The organism is Paraburkholderia sp. BL10I2N1, from assembly GCF_004361815.1.
In the GTDB taxonomy this organism is placed as follows: domain Bacteria; phylum Pseudomonadota; class Gammaproteobacteria; order Burkholderiales; family Burkholderiaceae; genus Paraburkholderia.
The window spans coordinates 477,403-493,426 of record NZ_SNWA01000003.1; the positions used below are offsets into that span (position 1 = coordinate 477,403).

15 protein-coding genes and 1 pseudogene are annotated in these 16,024 nt (G+C 60.9%); 4 read left to right on the top strand and 12 right to left on the bottom strand.

The genetic code is table 11. From position 1 onward, the window contains the following. Positions 1 to 118: 118 nt before the first annotated feature. Positions 119 to 358, top strand: a complete 240-nt coding sequence (locus tag B0G77_RS40210; RefSeq protein WP_133667407.1) for a hypothetical protein — start codon at positions 119 to 121, stop codon at positions 356 to 358. Between the two features lie 215 nt (positions 359 to 573). Here the strand turns inward: B0G77_RS40210 and B0G77_RS45095 are convergent, their stop codons facing one another. Continuing rightward, positions 574 to 729, bottom strand: a complete 156-nt coding sequence (locus tag B0G77_RS45095; protein WP_243751485.1) for a hypothetical protein — start codon at positions 727 to 729, stop codon at positions 574 to 576. Positions 730 to 876: 147 nt separating this feature from the next. On the opposite strand from B0G77_RS45095, the gene B0G77_RS40215 reads away from it, so the two are divergent. Continuing rightward, entirely contained in the window at positions 877 to 2,178 is a 1,302-nt protein-coding gene (locus B0G77_RS40215; RefSeq protein ID WP_243751486.1) for an LPD7 domain-containing protein, read from the top strand. 195 nt (positions 2,179 to 2,373) lie between these two features. Here B0G77_RS40215 and B0G77_RS40220 read toward each other — a convergent pair whose 3' ends face one another. After that, positions 2,374 to 2,592, bottom strand: a complete 219-nt coding sequence (locus B0G77_RS40220; RefSeq protein WP_133667408.1) for a hypothetical protein — start codon at positions 2,590 to 2,592, stop codon at positions 2,374 to 2,376. After that, positions 2,592 to 2,939 (bottom strand): hypothetical protein, encoded by a 348-nt coding sequence (locus B0G77_RS40225; protein WP_133667409.1) that lies wholly within the window; start codon positions 2,937 to 2,939, stop codon positions 2,592 to 2,594. The genes B0G77_RS40220 and B0G77_RS40225 overlap by 1 nt, the downstream gene beginning before the upstream one ends. A gap of 490 nt (positions 2,940 to 3,429) precedes the next feature. On the opposite strand from B0G77_RS40225, the gene B0G77_RS40230 reads away from it, so the two are divergent. Together B0G77_RS40230 and B0G77_RS40235 are read left to right on the top strand one after the other, a co-directional pair. Further along, positions 3,430 to 3,843, top strand: a complete 414-nt coding sequence (locus B0G77_RS40230; RefSeq protein ID WP_243751487.1) for a hypothetical protein — start codon at positions 3,430 to 3,432, stop codon at positions 3,841 to 3,843. Positions 3,844 to 4,491: 648 nt separating this feature from the next. Continuing rightward, a complete protein-coding gene (locus tag B0G77_RS40235) occupies positions 4,492 to 5,733 on the top strand; it encodes a cystathionine gamma-synthase family protein (RefSeq protein ID WP_133667410.1) in 1,242 nt (413 codons plus the stop codon). Positions 5,734 to 6,657: 924 nt separating this feature from the next. Here B0G77_RS40235 and B0G77_RS40240 read toward each other — a convergent pair. From B0G77_RS40240 to B0G77_RS40280, 9 genes and pseudogenes are all read right to left on the bottom strand, one after another. Then, positions 6,658 to 8,130 carry an IS1634 family transposase gene (locus B0G77_RS40240; RefSeq protein WP_347814217.1) on the bottom strand — a complete coding sequence of 491 codons (1,473 nt, stop codon included), beginning with the start codon at positions 8,128 to 8,130 and terminating at the stop codon, positions 6,658 to 6,660. 316 nt (positions 8,131 to 8,446) lie between these two features. Next, positions 8,447 to 8,569, bottom strand: a pseudogene (locus tag B0G77_RS45100) (3-hydroxyacyl-CoA dehydrogenase family protein); the annotation flags it as partial. Between the two features lie 22 nt (positions 8,570 to 8,591). Next, complete coding sequence (locus B0G77_RS40250) at positions 8,592 to 8,912, bottom strand: BON domain-containing protein (protein WP_347814218.1); 321 nt, start codon at positions 8,910 to 8,912, stop codon at positions 8,592 to 8,594. A 91-nt stretch (positions 8,913 to 9,003) separates the two neighbouring features. After that, entirely contained in the window at positions 9,004 to 10,149 is a 1,146-nt protein-coding gene (locus tag B0G77_RS40255; RefSeq protein WP_133667413.1) for a porin, read from the bottom strand. Positions 10,150 to 10,445: 296 nt separating this feature from the next. Then, complete coding sequence (locus B0G77_RS40260; RefSeq protein ID WP_133667414.1) at positions 10,446 to 11,276, bottom strand: SDR family NAD(P)-dependent oxidoreductase; 831 nt, start codon at positions 11,274 to 11,276, stop codon at positions 10,446 to 10,448. A gap of 89 nt (positions 11,277 to 11,365) precedes the next feature. Beyond that, the gene (locus B0G77_RS40265; protein WP_133667415.1) at positions 11,366 to 12,538 is read right to left on the bottom strand and encodes an acetyl-CoA acetyltransferase; all 1,173 of its coding nucleotides are present in this window, start codon (positions 12,536 to 12,538) and stop codon (positions 11,366 to 11,368) included. Positions 12,539 to 12,543: 5 nt separating this feature from the next. Beyond that, a complete protein-coding gene (locus B0G77_RS40270) occupies positions 12,544 to 14,094 on the bottom strand; it encodes an AMP-binding protein (RefSeq protein ID WP_133667416.1) in 1,551 nt (516 codons plus the stop codon). After that, on the bottom strand, positions 14,091 to 14,522 hold the full coding sequence (locus B0G77_RS40275) for a Zn-ribbon domain-containing OB-fold protein (RefSeq protein ID WP_243751488.1): 432 nt from the start codon (positions 14,520 to 14,522) through the stop codon (positions 14,091 to 14,093). Before B0G77_RS40275 ends, B0G77_RS40270 begins: the two co-directional genes overlap by 4 nt. After that, positions 14,519 to 16,012: a carboxylase gene (locus B0G77_RS40280; protein WP_133667417.1), complete on the bottom strand. Its 1,494-nt coding sequence runs from the start codon at positions 16,010 to 16,012 to the stop codon at positions 14,519 to 14,521. The genes B0G77_RS40275 and B0G77_RS40280 overlap by 4 nt, the downstream gene beginning before the upstream one ends. Positions 16,013 to 16,024: the final 12 nt, after the last annotated feature.

The following is a 16,024-nucleotide window of genomic DNA, read 5'->3' on the forward strand; positions in this document are numbered from 1 at the left end:
CGGGGTGGACCATCCCATTAGTTGGGGAGGCTCCCGAGGAGGGCTGCTTGTGCTTCCGGTAGCGGCCCCGGTTTCGTGTGGAGTAGGCTGATCGGTCTCGCAACGGAGGGAGCAAGCCATGCGGTTGATCATCGAAGCACGATTGGTCGACGGAGACGGTGACACGGTCGAGGAGGGCGACGGAATTCTGGCCGTGGTTGAGCGCCCTGACTGCAGTCTTGTCGAACTGCGCCTGACTCTCGCGGAAGGGCGGTCGCTCTTGGCAAAAGTGCAGGCCGAGCTAATTTCGAAACAGGTGCAGTGGTGGCTCTCAGGCGAGACCCATTGTCGGAGCTGCGGTGCGGCCTTGAGCCACTAGCACAGTCGGCTCGACGGTGCTGCGCACCGTCTACGGCAAAGTGACCGTGAAGAGTCCGCGGTTGGGGTCGTGCTCGTGTCAAGGGACTGGGCAGACGCCGCAGCGTGTGGTGCATCCCTTGTCCAAAACGCTGACCAGGCGCGTCACGCCGGAGCTGGAATACCTTGAGGCGAAGTGGGCAGCTCATTTGCCATACAGGCAGGCTACGGCCATGCTCAAGGAAGTGCTGCCGCTGGACAAGGGCATTTTCGTCGAGCGGCATCCGGGATCGGCTTCTCGACCTTGGAAAACAGCTCGACGCCGATATCGAGCGTGACATCGCAAACTTGCCCCAGGCTGTTGCAGACGAACAGGTTCGCGAATCCAGCCATGTCGCCGCCGTGAGCGTCGACTCGGCGTCGCTGCGAAATTGCGACTCCGGGAGAGACCCTGGCCGCCACGTGAACATCGTCGCCGGACGGGCGACGTTCACCGACGGTCCTCCAAAACTGTATGCATATGTGCACAGGGAAGTCACCTTGGCTGCAGCGCGACTCGATCAGTTCCTCAGCCGGAACGGTGTGGCGAGCGATGAACGCGTGACCGTGATTCCCGGGCAGATCGAACCGCGTCTCGCGGAGTCACACAGTGTACGTCGTTCGCGCGAGCGGGCGGAGTTCGCAGAGATCCGCGCGACGCTCGATGCCAGCCGTCTGCTCGCCGCACTCGCGCATTCGCACGGGCTGATTGTCGAAAAGTACCGCATCGGCAAGGGCGCGGACGGCAGCGACAGAATCCAGGCTGGCTCGCGCAATCTGGATGTGTCGGACTTCGTGACGAAAGAGATGAACCTGTCGTGGGCACAAGCCGCGCAACTGCTACGCGAGACATATCGGGCGCAGACCGGACCCGGCCCCGGCCATGCCCCGCTCCACTCGCCCGAGCGGGACCTGTGGGCCGAGTTCCAGCAGTGGCGCGCGGTGTATCGCGATGGCTTGCGCCGCGCGTGGGATGAACAGACGCAGCATGAGAAAGTGAGGCGCGGGGCGATCAAGGCGGCTTTCTACCGCGCGCGGAGCATCGTCGCGGATCGCAAGGATGTGCCGACCGTCGAGCAGCGCGAGCAGCTGTCGGTAGCGCGCGTGGCACGCCTTGAGGCCGAGGCCGCGCTGCGCGATCGCATCGCGAAGGAGCGTGACGCACTTAAAGGTGCAGGACGCCGGCCGATCACGGACCAGTACCGGGACTTCCTTCAGGCGCGTGCACAGACCGGTGACGAGCGGGCATTGCGCGAGCTGCGGCGCATGCAGCAGATCCGCTTGCGGGCGAGGAGTGCCGAAGACGAACGCGCTGTCACCATCAGTGGGCCGGCGCATGGTATGAAGGGTCCGGCCACGCCCGATGGCAACGCGATCATGTACCGTGGGCCGTCGATCACGTATGAGGTGCGGGCCAGCGGCGAAGTCGACTACCGAAAGGACGGGGCAGCGTTCCTCGTCGACGAGGGCCGAACGCTGCGGCTGTGGGATAGCGAGCGCGAAGCGCTCGGGATTGCGCTGCGTTTCGCGCAGCAGAAGTTTGGCGCCACGCTGTCGCTGTCGGGCCCGGAAGCATTCCAGGCCGCTGCGGCGCGGGTGGCGGCTGAGATGCGCATGGGCATCGTGTTCGAGCAGCCCAAGCTGGAGAGCATCAGGCAGGTCCGGCTTGCGGAGCTCGATGCCGAGGCGCAGGAGCGCCGGGTGGCACAGCGCGAGCGCGACGCCTGGGAGCGGGACGAACTTCGCGACGCCGTACGCAAGACGCAACTAACCGTCCGTGGCGGCCACCCCACCCCAGGCTAGGACCCAGAGCCGGCCGCCGATCCCGACGTACCAGACAGCGGGCTGGAATAAGTTCCGGTCTGGCCTGGCATCGCCTGTGTCAGGCAGGCCTCGATGGAGCATGCCGGCCGGCATGAGCATGTTCATCATCATCAGAGGGGGTGCCATGACGACAATGACGACAGGCACCGCGGGTTTCACAAACGCGGCCCCGGATCAGTCGAGACCGTCCACCCACGCAAGTGCCCATCCAATCCCCGCCCGCTCTGCCTCTTCTTCAGTCTCAAACCCGCCAAGCACACCGGAAGCTTCAACGATCCTGTTGTCCTTCGTGATGGTGCCGCTCGCGGCGTAGCGCTCTGTTTGCGGGATTTCCTGCTGATTGAGGATGGCATGCCCCCACAGCATGTAGCCCTTATGTTTTTCGCTTCGCATCAGCGTTCGACCCTGGCCTGCGCGCGATGTCCATCCACGCGAAGTACATTGCCCTCAGGCGTGACCTGACGCGGAATGTCCTCATAACGTGGGGCGCGTGCGCGGTGCCCGACGGCGGCCACCGAAGCCTTGGGGCCGGGCGCTGCCGCCGCGATGCGATGAGGCAACTGGCCACGCGCGATGTGGACACTCGCGCGCCGGTGCCTGGGTGCCTTTCCGACGGGTTGTAACGGCTGCACTTCGCCACGTGCCTCAGGCGGATTCCACACTTCAACGTAACGCGCGCTCGCTAACGCCGGGGAAGCGAGCGCCAGAAAGAACAGGCCGTACCCGATTGCTTTCGTCATTCCTTCTTCCTTTCGGATGCACGGTCACTGGACTGAACACGTCGCACGACCTGAACCACGCAGGATCCGCCGGACCTGATGACTTCGAGTCGCATTCTCGACGCGGTGAAGATCCGTGGACGGGGAGGCAGTTCGAACGGAGGGGATATTTCCTCACGGCTGGAGTGTCAGGCCGCCGGCTCCTGTGCTGTCTCGCTTCAACCATCGTCAGTCAGCCGATGCCTCTCCGGGACGGTGCGCAGCGGCCACAATCTGTGACGTTGAGTGAGTGGTGCCCGAATCTCTGATTATCGGTAGCCCCGCGCGCAAAAAACCATTCCCTGTCTGGGTCACGACGGGAGGACGGTCACGGCAAGGCACCGGATATCGCCGAGCCAGCAAAAAGACTTCGGTAGAATAAGCAGACTGTCACGGTGCATCTACAAACGACATGAGCTCAAAGCGAAGCGGGGCGGGTGCTTCACGACCGCGCAGGCATCTCACGAAAGCGATGTTGTTGCCCATGGACGCGGCGTCTGCTCGCGAGCAGTCGTTATCCTCCCATCTTGCCCTGGTCGCCTGCCGGGACGGTCACGGCAACAGCCATCTGTTTAATGAGCTGATGCGGACAGTGTACGTCGCTTGGTTCCTCCAGCAAGACGGTTACGGAAGCGAACCGGTCGCACAATTCAAGACAGCTGAATATGCTGTGGAGGCGGCGCTGGAACTGGCCCATCTGTCAAACGAATGGGTGCTCACCGAAGATGCACTGCCGGTTTTCGAGCGTCTTCTGGCCCTGCACGATTCACAGCTCGCCACCGCGCCGCTGCACAAGATAATCGACGCAGAACGTCGCCTCAGGCAGTTTCTTGCCGGCACGGCGAGGTCACCTGTTCCTGAGGCAGATCAGGCCGGGATGCCGTAAGGCATATCAGGGCGGACGTGATCGGCGCGTACCAGTCGCTGTCTGAATGCTCCGCGTGAAAAGGCTGCGATCGCCGAGCTGCCCCGGCAAACAGCAAGCGGCTATTCGACTCGCGATGACAACAGGTGTTTCATCCGACATCGCGGTCAAGTTTATCGATCGAACATTCACGCAGCAGACCATGAATCTGTAGATTCTCGACGGGGGCGCTATTGTCTATGTCGATAAAGTGGACAAGGATTGGCCGGTACACGCATACTCGGTGCCCCACAACCACGCGCCGGTGTTTTGTGTCGGGATCGGCAAGTTCTGCTCGCAAAACAGTATCAGGAATTCATCGCGCGGCATTTGACGGACTGACCGCGTACACTAAAGCCACCAACACCGATTTGCAGGCACTCGAGGCCGAACTCGCTCCCGCTGGAGTCAACGACAATGCGATCAGTAGTGGAGAATGGCGGGTCGGCGTGGGCGGCGCCTATCTTCGATGCGTTTAGCGCACCGGCGGCGGCCATCGGCATTTCGAGCTCGCCTGAAGCGCCTGAGCGTCGAGCGCATGAAGGAACTCGCGCCGGCGGTGAAAGACGCGGCGCTTTTTCGCGGGCCACGGGTTACCGGAAATATTCGAACTTGAGTAGCGGAGAAGGGATGGATAAGCATGGCTTCACCACAGGCATCATTCACGGCGACAGAGTCTCGGGCACTGAGCACGGCGGCGTGCATCAGCCAATTCATACGTCCGTGCAATATGGTTTCGAGCGCGTCGAGGATCTCATCGGTGTGTTTCAGGGCACGAAAAAGGGCGGTTTCAATTACGCGCGGCAGGGCACTCCCACGACCGCAGCGCTCGAGCGCAAGATCACGAGTCTTGAAGAGGGTGTCGGCACGGTCTGCTTCAGTACCGGCATGGCTGCGATCACGGCGACGTTTCTCACGCTCTTGCGCGCGGGCGATCATCTCGTATCGAGCCGTTACGTGTTCGGCAACACCAACAGCTTGTTCGGCACATTGCGGATGCTCGGTGTCGAAGTTACGACCGTCGACGCATGCGTCGTCGAAAACGTGAAGGACGCAATCCGACCGAATACGCGCATGGTGTTCGTCGAAACCATCGCAAATCCAGGTACACAGATTCCCGACCTTCAAGGCATCGGCGATGCGTGTCGTGAGCGAGGCATCGCGTACGTCGTTGATAACACGATTACATCGCCCGCATTGTTCAAGCCGAAGGCGGTCGGCGCGAGCCTTGTCATCAACTCGCTGACGAAGACGATCGCGGGTCATGGCGCCGCGCTCGGCGGAGCGGTGACAGATACGGGCCTGTTCGACTGGAGCGCGTATCCGAACATCGCCGATGAATATCGGCGTGCGACGCCGAAGGAGCAGGCGCTTTTGCAGATCCGCAAGAAAGGCCTGCGAGACATGGGCGCTGCGTTGTCGTCCGAGCAGGCGCATTCCATCGCGTTGGGCGCGGAAACGCTCGCCTTGCGCGTGAAGCAGAGTAGCGATAACGCACTCACACTCGCGCAGTTTCTGGCGGGGCACAAAGCCATCGGCAAGGTGTTCTATCCCGGCCTGAAGAGCCATCCGCAATACGAGATCGCGCAAGAGCTGTTTAAGGGCGCGTCGTGGCTGCTGTCGTTCGAATTGCTTAACGCGGAGCGCATGATCGAAGTCGTCAACGCGCTCAAGCTGCCGATCAAGGCGACTGGTCTCGGCGACACGCGCACGCTTATCATTCCTGTTGCGCCCACGATTTTTTTCGAAGCCGGCCCAGAAACGCGCAAGGCGATGGGCATTTCCGACGGTATGCTGCGGCTGTCGGCGGGCATAGAGGATATCGACGACCTGATCACGGATTTCTCGCATGCGTTGAAATTTGCGGCGTAACGTTCGGATCCTTGACTTTGTGGGCGAGGCCAGCGCGCTGCCCTCGCTCGTCCTGGTCCCGGCAGCACGGTCGCCGACTCTCACCCACGGAATAAATTGTAGCCACGCACGATTACGAGCTTCACGAGCTTCACGAGCAGCGCGAACGGCGCGCCGAGGTGCAGAAACGAAACGACTGATATTCCGAAAAACTGAGGCAGCTGACGAACTTCCAGCATTGCCATGAGGCGTTGAGTGAGCGCTGCACTTTGAAAACGGACCCGGCGTCAGTGCGGATGCATAGGACTGCTTCGGGGATTCTATTGCTGAACGCTGACTTGCCAGATTCATGCCGCGTATGCCTATCGCGTGAGGCAGCACGCCGCCACAATCCGCCGTTCACATACGTCGTCGGCCGGACGTTCAGGCGTCGGGTCCGCCCCGTAACCGGCCATCCGATTGTCAAAGACGAACGCTCCTTCTCGGCCTTTGCAGCCGTTGGCCCATCAACAATTGAACGGCCGGTATAGGCCGTCAGCTGACAACATACGGGCAGTTCGGGCGAACGGCAGCTTTGCCCGTCACGCAACGGCAGTGAACGACCCTGAGCTGCCGTTCTCCCCAGTGCAGACTCAGAGGCCGCTTTCAAGGTGGAACGGCCACCCGGTCTACTAACGCTGCCGGCAAATCGTCGGCGGCCATTGCCGTTATCTTGGTGTTGTTGGCTCAACCTTTCGCGTACGACCGCTAACACGTGGACGCGATCCGAAATCACCCCGTTTCCGACACCTGAGTTAGCTCAATAGATATCGGCGTCCGCTGGCAAGCCGGTCAAGTTTGGCATCGAACACGCGCGCCCATGACTCGCTGTCGAAATACCGAGCACGCTACGCGCAAGCCTTACATTCCGCACGTCGAGGACACAATTTGGCGCGAATTTCGTCGCTAGTCTGGCGGGCGAAAGGCGTCGTCCGGGACGCCGAGTAGCCCGAGCAGCTGACGCTGCAAATCTGTGAGAGGAACGTCGAAGACCTGCACAGTGTGTGCACCATCGATCAGCCGGTGACGTTCTGCGAGGCTGAAGAGGCGCAGGATCTGTTCGGTCGTGGGGCGTGCGCACTGGCGCTGCTCGGGATAAAGAGGCAGTTCGTCGATATCCACGCGCTTCATGGCAAGGCGCAGCTCGCGCTCAATGAGTGCCTGCACGAGCAGTGCGAGGAAGTACAGCGTGAAGAAAGCCTCGATGCGGCCCTCGTCCTTCAGGAACACCGGTGCGATCTCATGTACGGTCTTGACCTGTTCGAAGCGCTTCTCGATCATCGGCTGACCTTTGTGGGCCTCCAGCACCTGGGCCGGCGACAGACTGCGATCGTTGGTAATCAGAGGGTACATCCCATCGCTCCTGTGATCGTAAGCGACGGCCTGTTCGTCGGTGGTCCACTCAATGTCAAAGCGCCGCTTTGTCATCTTGCGGTAAGCGGTTTCGGGTCCCGGGCGACCCCGCCGCGTCTGCCTGTACTCGTGTTCTTCGCGCACGGTGCGACGGACCTTCAGATAGCGGGCGACGTGGTGCTTCTCCTGAATCATCCTGATCTGCAGATCAATCTCGGCCGCGCCGCGTAGCCGCGTCTTTGAGCCGGCCAGCCGCGCACGTAACTGCTGGAACTCTTCCATGGCCGCGGCGATGTTCCTGCGTCGCCGGGCCTCCTGGCGCAGGGTAAGTAACGAACTCCAGACCCATACTACGGGCCACGCTTCGGCCGACGGCAGCGGCGCGCGAAAGACATACCAGCAGTCGCGCGGCCCGTCGCTGTGGCGTGGATTGGGACGATCCCAGACGCACGTCCAGTCTGGGGTGTTGGTCTGGATCCACTGGCGAAACTCGGCGTCTTCCAGGCGGCTGCGCGGCAACACCGTGACGAAGCGTCCGCCCGCGCGATCGATATGGTCCAGCGTTTCTCGCGAACAAAGTTTTGAATCGGCCACGTACAGGAAGTCGCTTCGGCCGGCCAGGGCGCGCAGCGTATTCCAGGTATCGACGTGAGTGCGAGAGTCGCTCGTGTTGCCGTCGGTACAGCGGAACGCGACGGGAACGTTGCCGTCGGCGGTCACGGTGAGGATGAACAGCAGCTGCTTCATATCGGGCCTATGGTCCTTCGAATGACCATAGGCGATCACCGGTGCCGTGCGTGCGCGAATTTTGCGGCCGGTGGCGCCACGATAGCTGCCGCACGCCGAGGGCCCGGCCGTGAGGTACCGCACAGCGTGCGTCCGAGGGAACGTGGCGATCGAGCAAGGCCTCCAGGCCGATGCGATCAATGAAGTGATTGACGAGGGGTAAAGGTCCCATGCGCTCGCTGTGCAGGATGTAGCGAGCCTTGGGCTGAGAAAGTTCTTGTGGGCTGGACATTCTGCCACTATGTTAGCATAGGACTACTAAATTTCAATGTCAGATTTGACGCCATCACACACCACAAGCGGATTTTCAGCGCCAGTTGCTCAGCCTACCCAGCGTCCAGCAGGCGCATTTCGTCCGCCGAATTGCCAACGAAATTCACGCCAAATTGGGTCCTCGACCTGCGGAATGTAAGGCAAGCGAGTCGAGACGTGCCGATTTACCCATTCCACCAATCAGGACGAACAGGGTATCGGGGCGCGACAGGTCTCGCGCAAATGGGCGAGAATTACTGCCCGCTTGCGTCAGCGAACTGGGGGCGGGCACATTGGCAGATGCCCCCGTTTTACGCCCTAGCGGGCCCGTGGCAAAGAGCACGTGCAGGAATGGACTCGCGCGGCGCTTGGGATCGCCGAAGTTCTTGAATAATGTTTCCATCAACGACAGGCAGACGTCGAGCCCAGTACAGAGTGCCCGGATGCAATTACTGACCGCCGAAAGGCTTCTTGACGGTCAGCTTGTTGGTCACGGTCGTGACTCCCGGAACGCCCTTTGCGATCTCGCTCACCTTGTCGACCTGCGACGCGTCGACGACGGTCCCATCGAGCGTCAATGCGTCGCCCTTCGCGACGACGCTGATGCTGCCGGCGTTGATCTCCTTGTGCCTGACGATCGCGGAATAGACCTTGCGGCGCAACGCGCGATTGGCTTTGCGGATGTCCTTCGCCGTCATGCTGCCCGAGGCCGCGATCGCGGTTCCGTTCGAAGCGGCGCTCGCTTCGCTTGCGCCCGCCTGCGCAGGCATGAGCCGATGCCGAGGCGATCAATACGCCAGCGGCAATCCCGAGTGCCCAATTTATTTTCATTGCATGCTCCAGTTGTCGTGTGTGAGGGGATCAGAAGCTGTGGCGGATACCGACCATCGCCGCGGTGGCCGACCTGCCCTCCGGAACGGGCGCACCGTAGGTGATCGTCTGGCTCATGTCGCCGCGGTTGTTGACATAGCCGACCTGTGCGTAGGCGAGCGTGGCCTTGGACAGGTTGTATTCGGCGCCCACCGCGAACAAATCCGATTGATTGGTCGAAACGTTGCGGTCCTTCAGGTAATAGAAGCCCGAGGTGACCTTGAAGAACGGAGTGAACCTGTAGCCGAGCCCCGCGGAAATCATCTCGAAGTTGTCGCGGCCGCTGTTCGCCGGGTTCTTGCCGATGCTGTATGACGTCGACACGGAAAAATCGTGGAACGTGTACTGCGCGCCCAGATACCAGAAGCGGTTGTTGGCCAGGCCAGTCGACGGCGCGGTGATGATGGCGCCGGTGGCCGTCGTCGTGAACGGGTTGGTGTCGTGGCCGTTGTAGTACACAGCCGCGAGGTTCAGGCCGTAGTTCGAATACTCGAGCACCGCGGACTCGCGCGTGCCGCCCTGAAACTGGCCGGCCACCCCGCCCGGTGCATATTCGAGCCCGAGCGAGGCGCCGTAGAACTTCGGAGAATGGTAGACGATCGCGTTGTCGTCATACAGCGCGCCGATCGGGCCGTTGGTGCTGGTGCCCTGCCAACCCGCGGCCTGGTTCATGCCGAGCCACGCGGTCAGGATGCTGCCGAAGTATTGGGCATTGCGTACGTCGGTATTTCCCATCGCATAGATCATCGGCACGATCTGCCGGCCCAGGTCGATCGTGCCGAACGGACCCGACACGCCCACGGTCGTCTGCTGGTTGAAGACCGCGGTGGCGCCCGGCGCGCTGGCCAGCCCGAGCTTGCCGTTCGAGCTGTTGAACACCCCCTGCAGCTTGAAGTTGACCTTGTAGCCGCCCCCGATGTCTTCGGTGCCCTTGAGACCCCAGATGCTCGAATAGATCCCGCCGTCCTTGAGCTCGTAGACATGCCCGAGATTCACCTTCGACTGGAAGTTACTCGCGTTCGCGCTCTGATACAGGAATCCGGTATCGATGACGCCATACAGCGTCACCGATGATTGCGCGTGTGCCGAACTTCCAAGCGCCGCCACTGCGGCCGCCGCTATCCATTTCAATTTCATTGCGTCTTGTCTCCAGTTTAATTGCTTTAAACAACCCGTAACGACGTACGTCCATACCCAACACGAAAGACCGCCTGCTCGCTTATGAGATCAGGACATAGCTATTAAATAAGTAGTACGAAATCAAAAATAACTATCTGAATCGCACCAATCAATCAACTCAATGAGATGCCCGTCGCCTGCCTGTTGCCATCGAACATCCAACGACGTGATGCGCAACAAGGTCTAACGACAAGATTTTCCGGCTGCTAAGGTAAGCAAGATTCAGAATCCTGAAGGTGCCCCTGAGTCGAAAATCAGGAGCCGGCTCGCGGATTGTGTTCTTCGAGAATGTCCCGCATGCGGTTCTCGACTTGTTCTCTGGTTTCCGGATGCGGCAAGATGTAGAAACGTCCAGCCTTAACCGCCTCAACCGTCATCTCGGCAATATCCGCCGCGGAAAATCTGGCGTCGCGGATTCTTTCATCGTGACCCGCGCTGAGGAAGCGAGCACCCAGCGGATTGGTCGCTGCCAGTTCAGCGGGACGATTGCGCGCCGCTTCGGCGATGCCGGTATTGACGAAGCCGGGACACAATACGGAGACGCCGATCTGCGCGCCGGCGGCTTGCAACTCAAGTTGCAGGCACTCCGACATCGCGACCACCGCATGTTTGCTGGCGCAGTAGATGCCGCCGCCTGGCACCGACACCAGACCGGCTCGCGACGCGGTATTGACGATATGACATGCGCTCTTCTGTTCCAGCATGCGCGGAACAAAACTGCGGATACCGTGCGCCACCCCCATCACGTTGATGCCGAACACCCACTCCCAATCCTGCAGCGTGCTGGCCCAAAGCGGACCGGCAAGCACAACGCCGGCATTGTTGAACAGCAGATGGGCAGCGCCGAAACGCTCAAAAGTCTTGATCGCCACCTGCTCAACCTGTTCCGCCCTGGCGACGTCGCATTTCAGGGCGAGAGTCCGGGTCGACTCTGGCAACAGACCGACGGTATCCTGCAGACCCTTTTCGTCGACATCGGTCAGCACCAGATGCATGCCTTCGCGGGCGCAACAAATCGCCAATTCGCGACCGAAACCACTGGCCGCACCAGTAATGACAGAAATTTTGTCTTTGAGCTGCTTCACTGAACGTCTCCGTTTTATTCCGGTTTATCCGGGTACCTAACCGCCATCCAGCGTGATGCGAAAGGCGGTGGTGGTATTACTGGCCTGAGCTACTCGGTTCCGAGCACCATCACCATATAAGCCGACATCACCATGCCGCCCGCCTGGACCAGGCAGGACTTGGCCTCCGGAACCTGGCGCGCGCCACATTCGCCGCGCAACTGTCGGATGGCTTCGATCATCAATTGCATGCCGAACATGCCCGAATGATTGAACGAGAGACCGCCGCCCGAGGTATTCAATGGGAAATCGCCGCCCGGCGCGATACGGCCGTCACGGATGAACATGCCCGCTTCGCCGGGTTCGCAAAAGCCCAGACTCTCCAGCCCGAGCAACACATTGATCGTGAATGCATCGTAGATCTGCACCAGATCGAGATCCTTGCGATCGAGTTGCGCCATTGCCAACGCATCATTAGCAATGGTTGAAAGGACCTTGTTATCGATCCAGTCGTCCGATCCGAACGGCGTCAAATGGTGGCGAAATTTCTCGGAGAAGCCGCGAACCATCACAGGCTGCTGCTTCAGGTCGCGCGCCCGATCGGCTCGCGTAAGGATCATCGCACCGGCGCCGTCAGTCACCTGGCATATGTCGAACTTGCGCAGTGGATCGGCCAGCATGGGGGCGGCCAGATACTGTTCCATCGTGAGGTCGTCATGTGCGAACGCATTGGGGTTCAATTGCGCCCATTTCCTTGATGCCAGCGCGATCTCGCCGAGGTCTTCCGGTTTGGTGCCGTAGCGGTGCATGTGCAGTTGTGCCTGCATCGCATAGAAGCCGATCGGGCTCAGCATGCCGTAAGGCTGCACGAACTGTGCGACCGGATTGCGCGGCTCCTGGTTCATGCCGCCTGCCTTGCGGCTGCGATCGAGCCGTTGCGTGCTGCCGTAGGTGATCAGCGCGGTGTCGCACAGGCCTGCTTCGATCGCGGCTATCGCGTGGACCAGATGGGTGATGTTCGATTGCCCGCCTACGACGGTGTTGTCGACGAAGCGCGGCTGGATACCCAGATACTCGGATACCAGAAGCGCCGTAGCGCGATCATCCCAATGCGCAAAGACGGCATCGATATCGCCCGGCACCAGGCCAGCGTCGAGCATCGCCGATCTGGCAGCCTGGCATTGCAGCGATAGGGCGGTTTCCCCCTCTGCTGCCTTGCCGAGACCGGCCTCGCCGATGCCGACGATAGCGTAGCGATTTGCAAGTTGGTGTTTGTTGATCATGCGGGTCAGTCCTGCTTGAGCGCGTCGGCCAGAAACTTCGCGCGCAGGTCTTTCTTCAGGACCTTGCCGATGGGGCTGCGCGGCAGGGTTTCCCAGATCTCCACATGCTTGGGCATCTTGAAACTGGCGAGGCGGTCCTTGCACAACGCGAAGACTTCCTCGGGTGTGATGGTCGTGCCGCGCTTGAGCTCGACGATGGCAGTAACCCGCTCGCCCCAGTCCGCGTCGGGCGTGCCTACGACGGCGCAATCCTGGACAGAAGGGTGGGAGAAGATCACCTGCTCGATCTCGCTCGGATAGATATTGAAGCCGCCGGAGATGATCATGTCTTTCTTGCGATCGACGATGTACAGATAGCCGCTTTCATCGAAGACACCGATGTCGCCGGTGTGATGCCAACCGAAGGCACGTACGTCGGCAGTCGCTTCCGGATTCTTGTAATAACCGGACGACACGAGGTCGCCCTTGGTTACGATTTCGCCTCGCTCTCCGAGCGCGACGATGTTGCCGTTGTCGTCCATCAACGCCACTTCGCATGCGCCCGATGGCCGCCCGGCCGAACCGAGGTGGCGGTTCTGCGACGCGTCGTCGCTGACGTAATGATCTTTGCGCGACAGACATGTGATAACCCCAGGAACTTCGGCCTGGCCATAGAATTGCGCGAAGACCTGTCCCCACAGTGCCAGCCCCTCGCGCAGTTTGTCGACTGACATCGGGGCCGCGCCGTAGATGACGTATTCCAGCGACGAACAGTCGCGCGTCTTGACATCGGGGTGCGCCAGCATCCGGTAAATCAATGTCGGCGGCAGAAAGATGTGCGTAACCTTCTCGTGTTCGATCAGCGCCAGCAACTCGCCTGGATCGGTGGAAGGCGCAAGTACGTTGCGCGCGCCGAATCTCGCCAGCGCCATGAAGGTTGCGCCCGCGGCATGCGTGAATGGCGCAACAAACAGGTGGACGGGATCTTTGTCGGGTTGTGTGAACTGGTTCGAGATCCGGTAGGCCGTCTCAAGTGCGCGATGGGTTTGCATGATCGCTTTCGGCTTGCCGGTCGTGCCGCCGGAAGATTTGATGATCGCCACATCGTCGGCATTCTTGTGGATCGTTTCCACTCGCTTGCCCGAAAACTGCTGACACCACGAGGACAGCGTCGGGCCGGACGGTTGTGCCGCTTGCGACAGGCCGATGACGGTTTTCAGAGCCGGCGCACCACGACGGATCTTTTCCATTTGCGGCAGGTACGTTTCGTGGCAAAACATGGCCGATACGTCCGTGAACTGCATGAACCACGCGATGTCGTCGATGGTATCGCGCGCGTTCAGGGGCACATAGACCGCGCCCGCGCGCATGATGCCGAGCATGGCGACGAGAGCCAATTCATGATTGGGCGACAGCACGCCGATATGCGCGCTGCCGAGCCCTTGTTCCAGCAGCGCGTGCGCCACCGCATGCGATGCGTTTTCGATTTCCTGATAAGTCAGCCGAAGCTCGCCGCTTTGCAGGCAAATGCGATCAGGGAATTGCCTGACACCTGCGTCGAATGAATCGATAATCATGAAGACGTACCTGTAGCAATTTTGAATTGGGGAAGCGCGTATTCGGCGCTGATGCGCTCGAAAGTCACTTCGACGGGGGCGCCGATGGCAACCTGTGCGAGATCGGAGTCGACGATCCCGGCCAGCATGCGCACGCCTTCGTCGAGGTCGATCATGGCCACTGCGTATGGCACCTTGTCCGCCATCGAGGGATGTCCCGCAATGTGGCAGATCGTGTACGTATAAATCGTGCCGCGACCGCTGCAATCGACCCACTCGACGGAATCGGACAGACAGGCAGTGCAAAATGCGCGCGGGTAGAACTGCCGGCGTCCGCATGAGCCGCAGCGCTGCACCACCAGGCGGCCTTCGTTCGCCATGCGCCAGTAGGGGGCGGTTTCCCTCGTTGGCACCGGAAGCGCACGGGTAGTGTCAGATGCCTGCTTCACGACCGGCCACCTTTGAGTTGGCAGTTCAGCGACCAGTCACCGCGCGAAACATGAATGCGGCCCTTGCGGGGCAATTTCGCCAGCGTCTCCACCAGGTCGACGATTGGGTGGGTGACACTGAACGCACTGTCTTGCGACGTAGGAACCAGGGCGTCAATCTTTTCATCGCCGAACATATAGCGCAGCAACATCTGGTCGTCGTCCATACCCTTGTATCGCTGGCGCAGGCCTGGCAGGACCGGCTCTAGCGGCGGCGGCGTCAGGGCGACATCCCGGGAGCCGTTCGTGATGATGCGGTCGGCAATGTTCTGGTCCACTGGCAGCGGCAAGGCGCCAAAGTAGCCGCAGATGTATTTCTTGACTTCGTCAGGAACGACGCGATAGCGCTCGCCGTTGACCACGTTCATGACCGCCTGGGCGGCCACGATGGCCGGAAACGGCGTCGCCATGACGGGCGAGCCGAGCTCTTCGCGCACGCGTGCGATTTCCTGGATCACCTCGGGCAGTTTGTCGCCCAAACCAGCTTGTTTGAGTTGCGCCTCCAGGTTGGAAATGGCGCCGCCCGCGAATTGCGATTTATAGAGAAACGGGTTGTACTCAGCTGCAACGCCTACCGGCTGGCCCTCATGTTCAGCCAGGGCTGCGAGGTAAGGAGTGACATCGTCGAGCGCCGTGTCATCGAGATCGACAGAGAGTCCCAACGCGCGCAGGTTGCTGGCGATCATGTGACTCGAAGGCACAGAGTTGCCGTTGGTCAACGGGTCGACGGCGGTAAAGACGCAGTCCGCGCCGTGCACTGCGGCCTCGATTGCGAGCAAGGGACCAAGCCCGGTCAGGCAGTGAGTATTGAATTCAAGCGTGCGATGGCCAATGGCGCGCTTGATGGCGGGAACGATGGTCCTGACATCCTCCAGCGACATGATTCCCGCCGCACAACCGAAGACGATGTTTTGCACGTCGAAGCGCTCGACCACTTCTCTTGCTTTGGCCTCGTAGAAGGCCGCGTCATAGCCTGGCGCGAGGTTGAATATCAGCCCTGCGCTGACTGTAGCGCCGAGCCGGCGAGCGGTCTGAATGGCGGGCGCGACGTTGTCCCAGCAATGCAAGGACTCCAGGAAGCCGAAATCGCGGATGCCGTTGGCAAACATGCGCTCGACGAACAGCTCGTTGATATCGGGCGCTACCGGATAAAAGCCGCTCATCAGATTGCTACGTATCGCGGCGCGCAGCGGCGTGCGCGTGATCCGGTCGCGCAGTAGCCGGATGCGCTCAAACGGGTTCTGGTTCAGGGACCGTACCGCTACATCGAACTGAACCATGGCGATGGCTTCGATGAAGGAAAAGCCGGCACTGTCGAGCCGCTCGGCGATCGGAAGCATGTGTTCCGTGCGCATGCGGGTGGCCCACAGGCATTGATGGGCATCGCGCAGCGTTCCGTCGGAAATACGGATGGCCGGACGGCTGCCGTCGCGGGCGCGCGCGTCCGCCATAGTCTGTTGAAG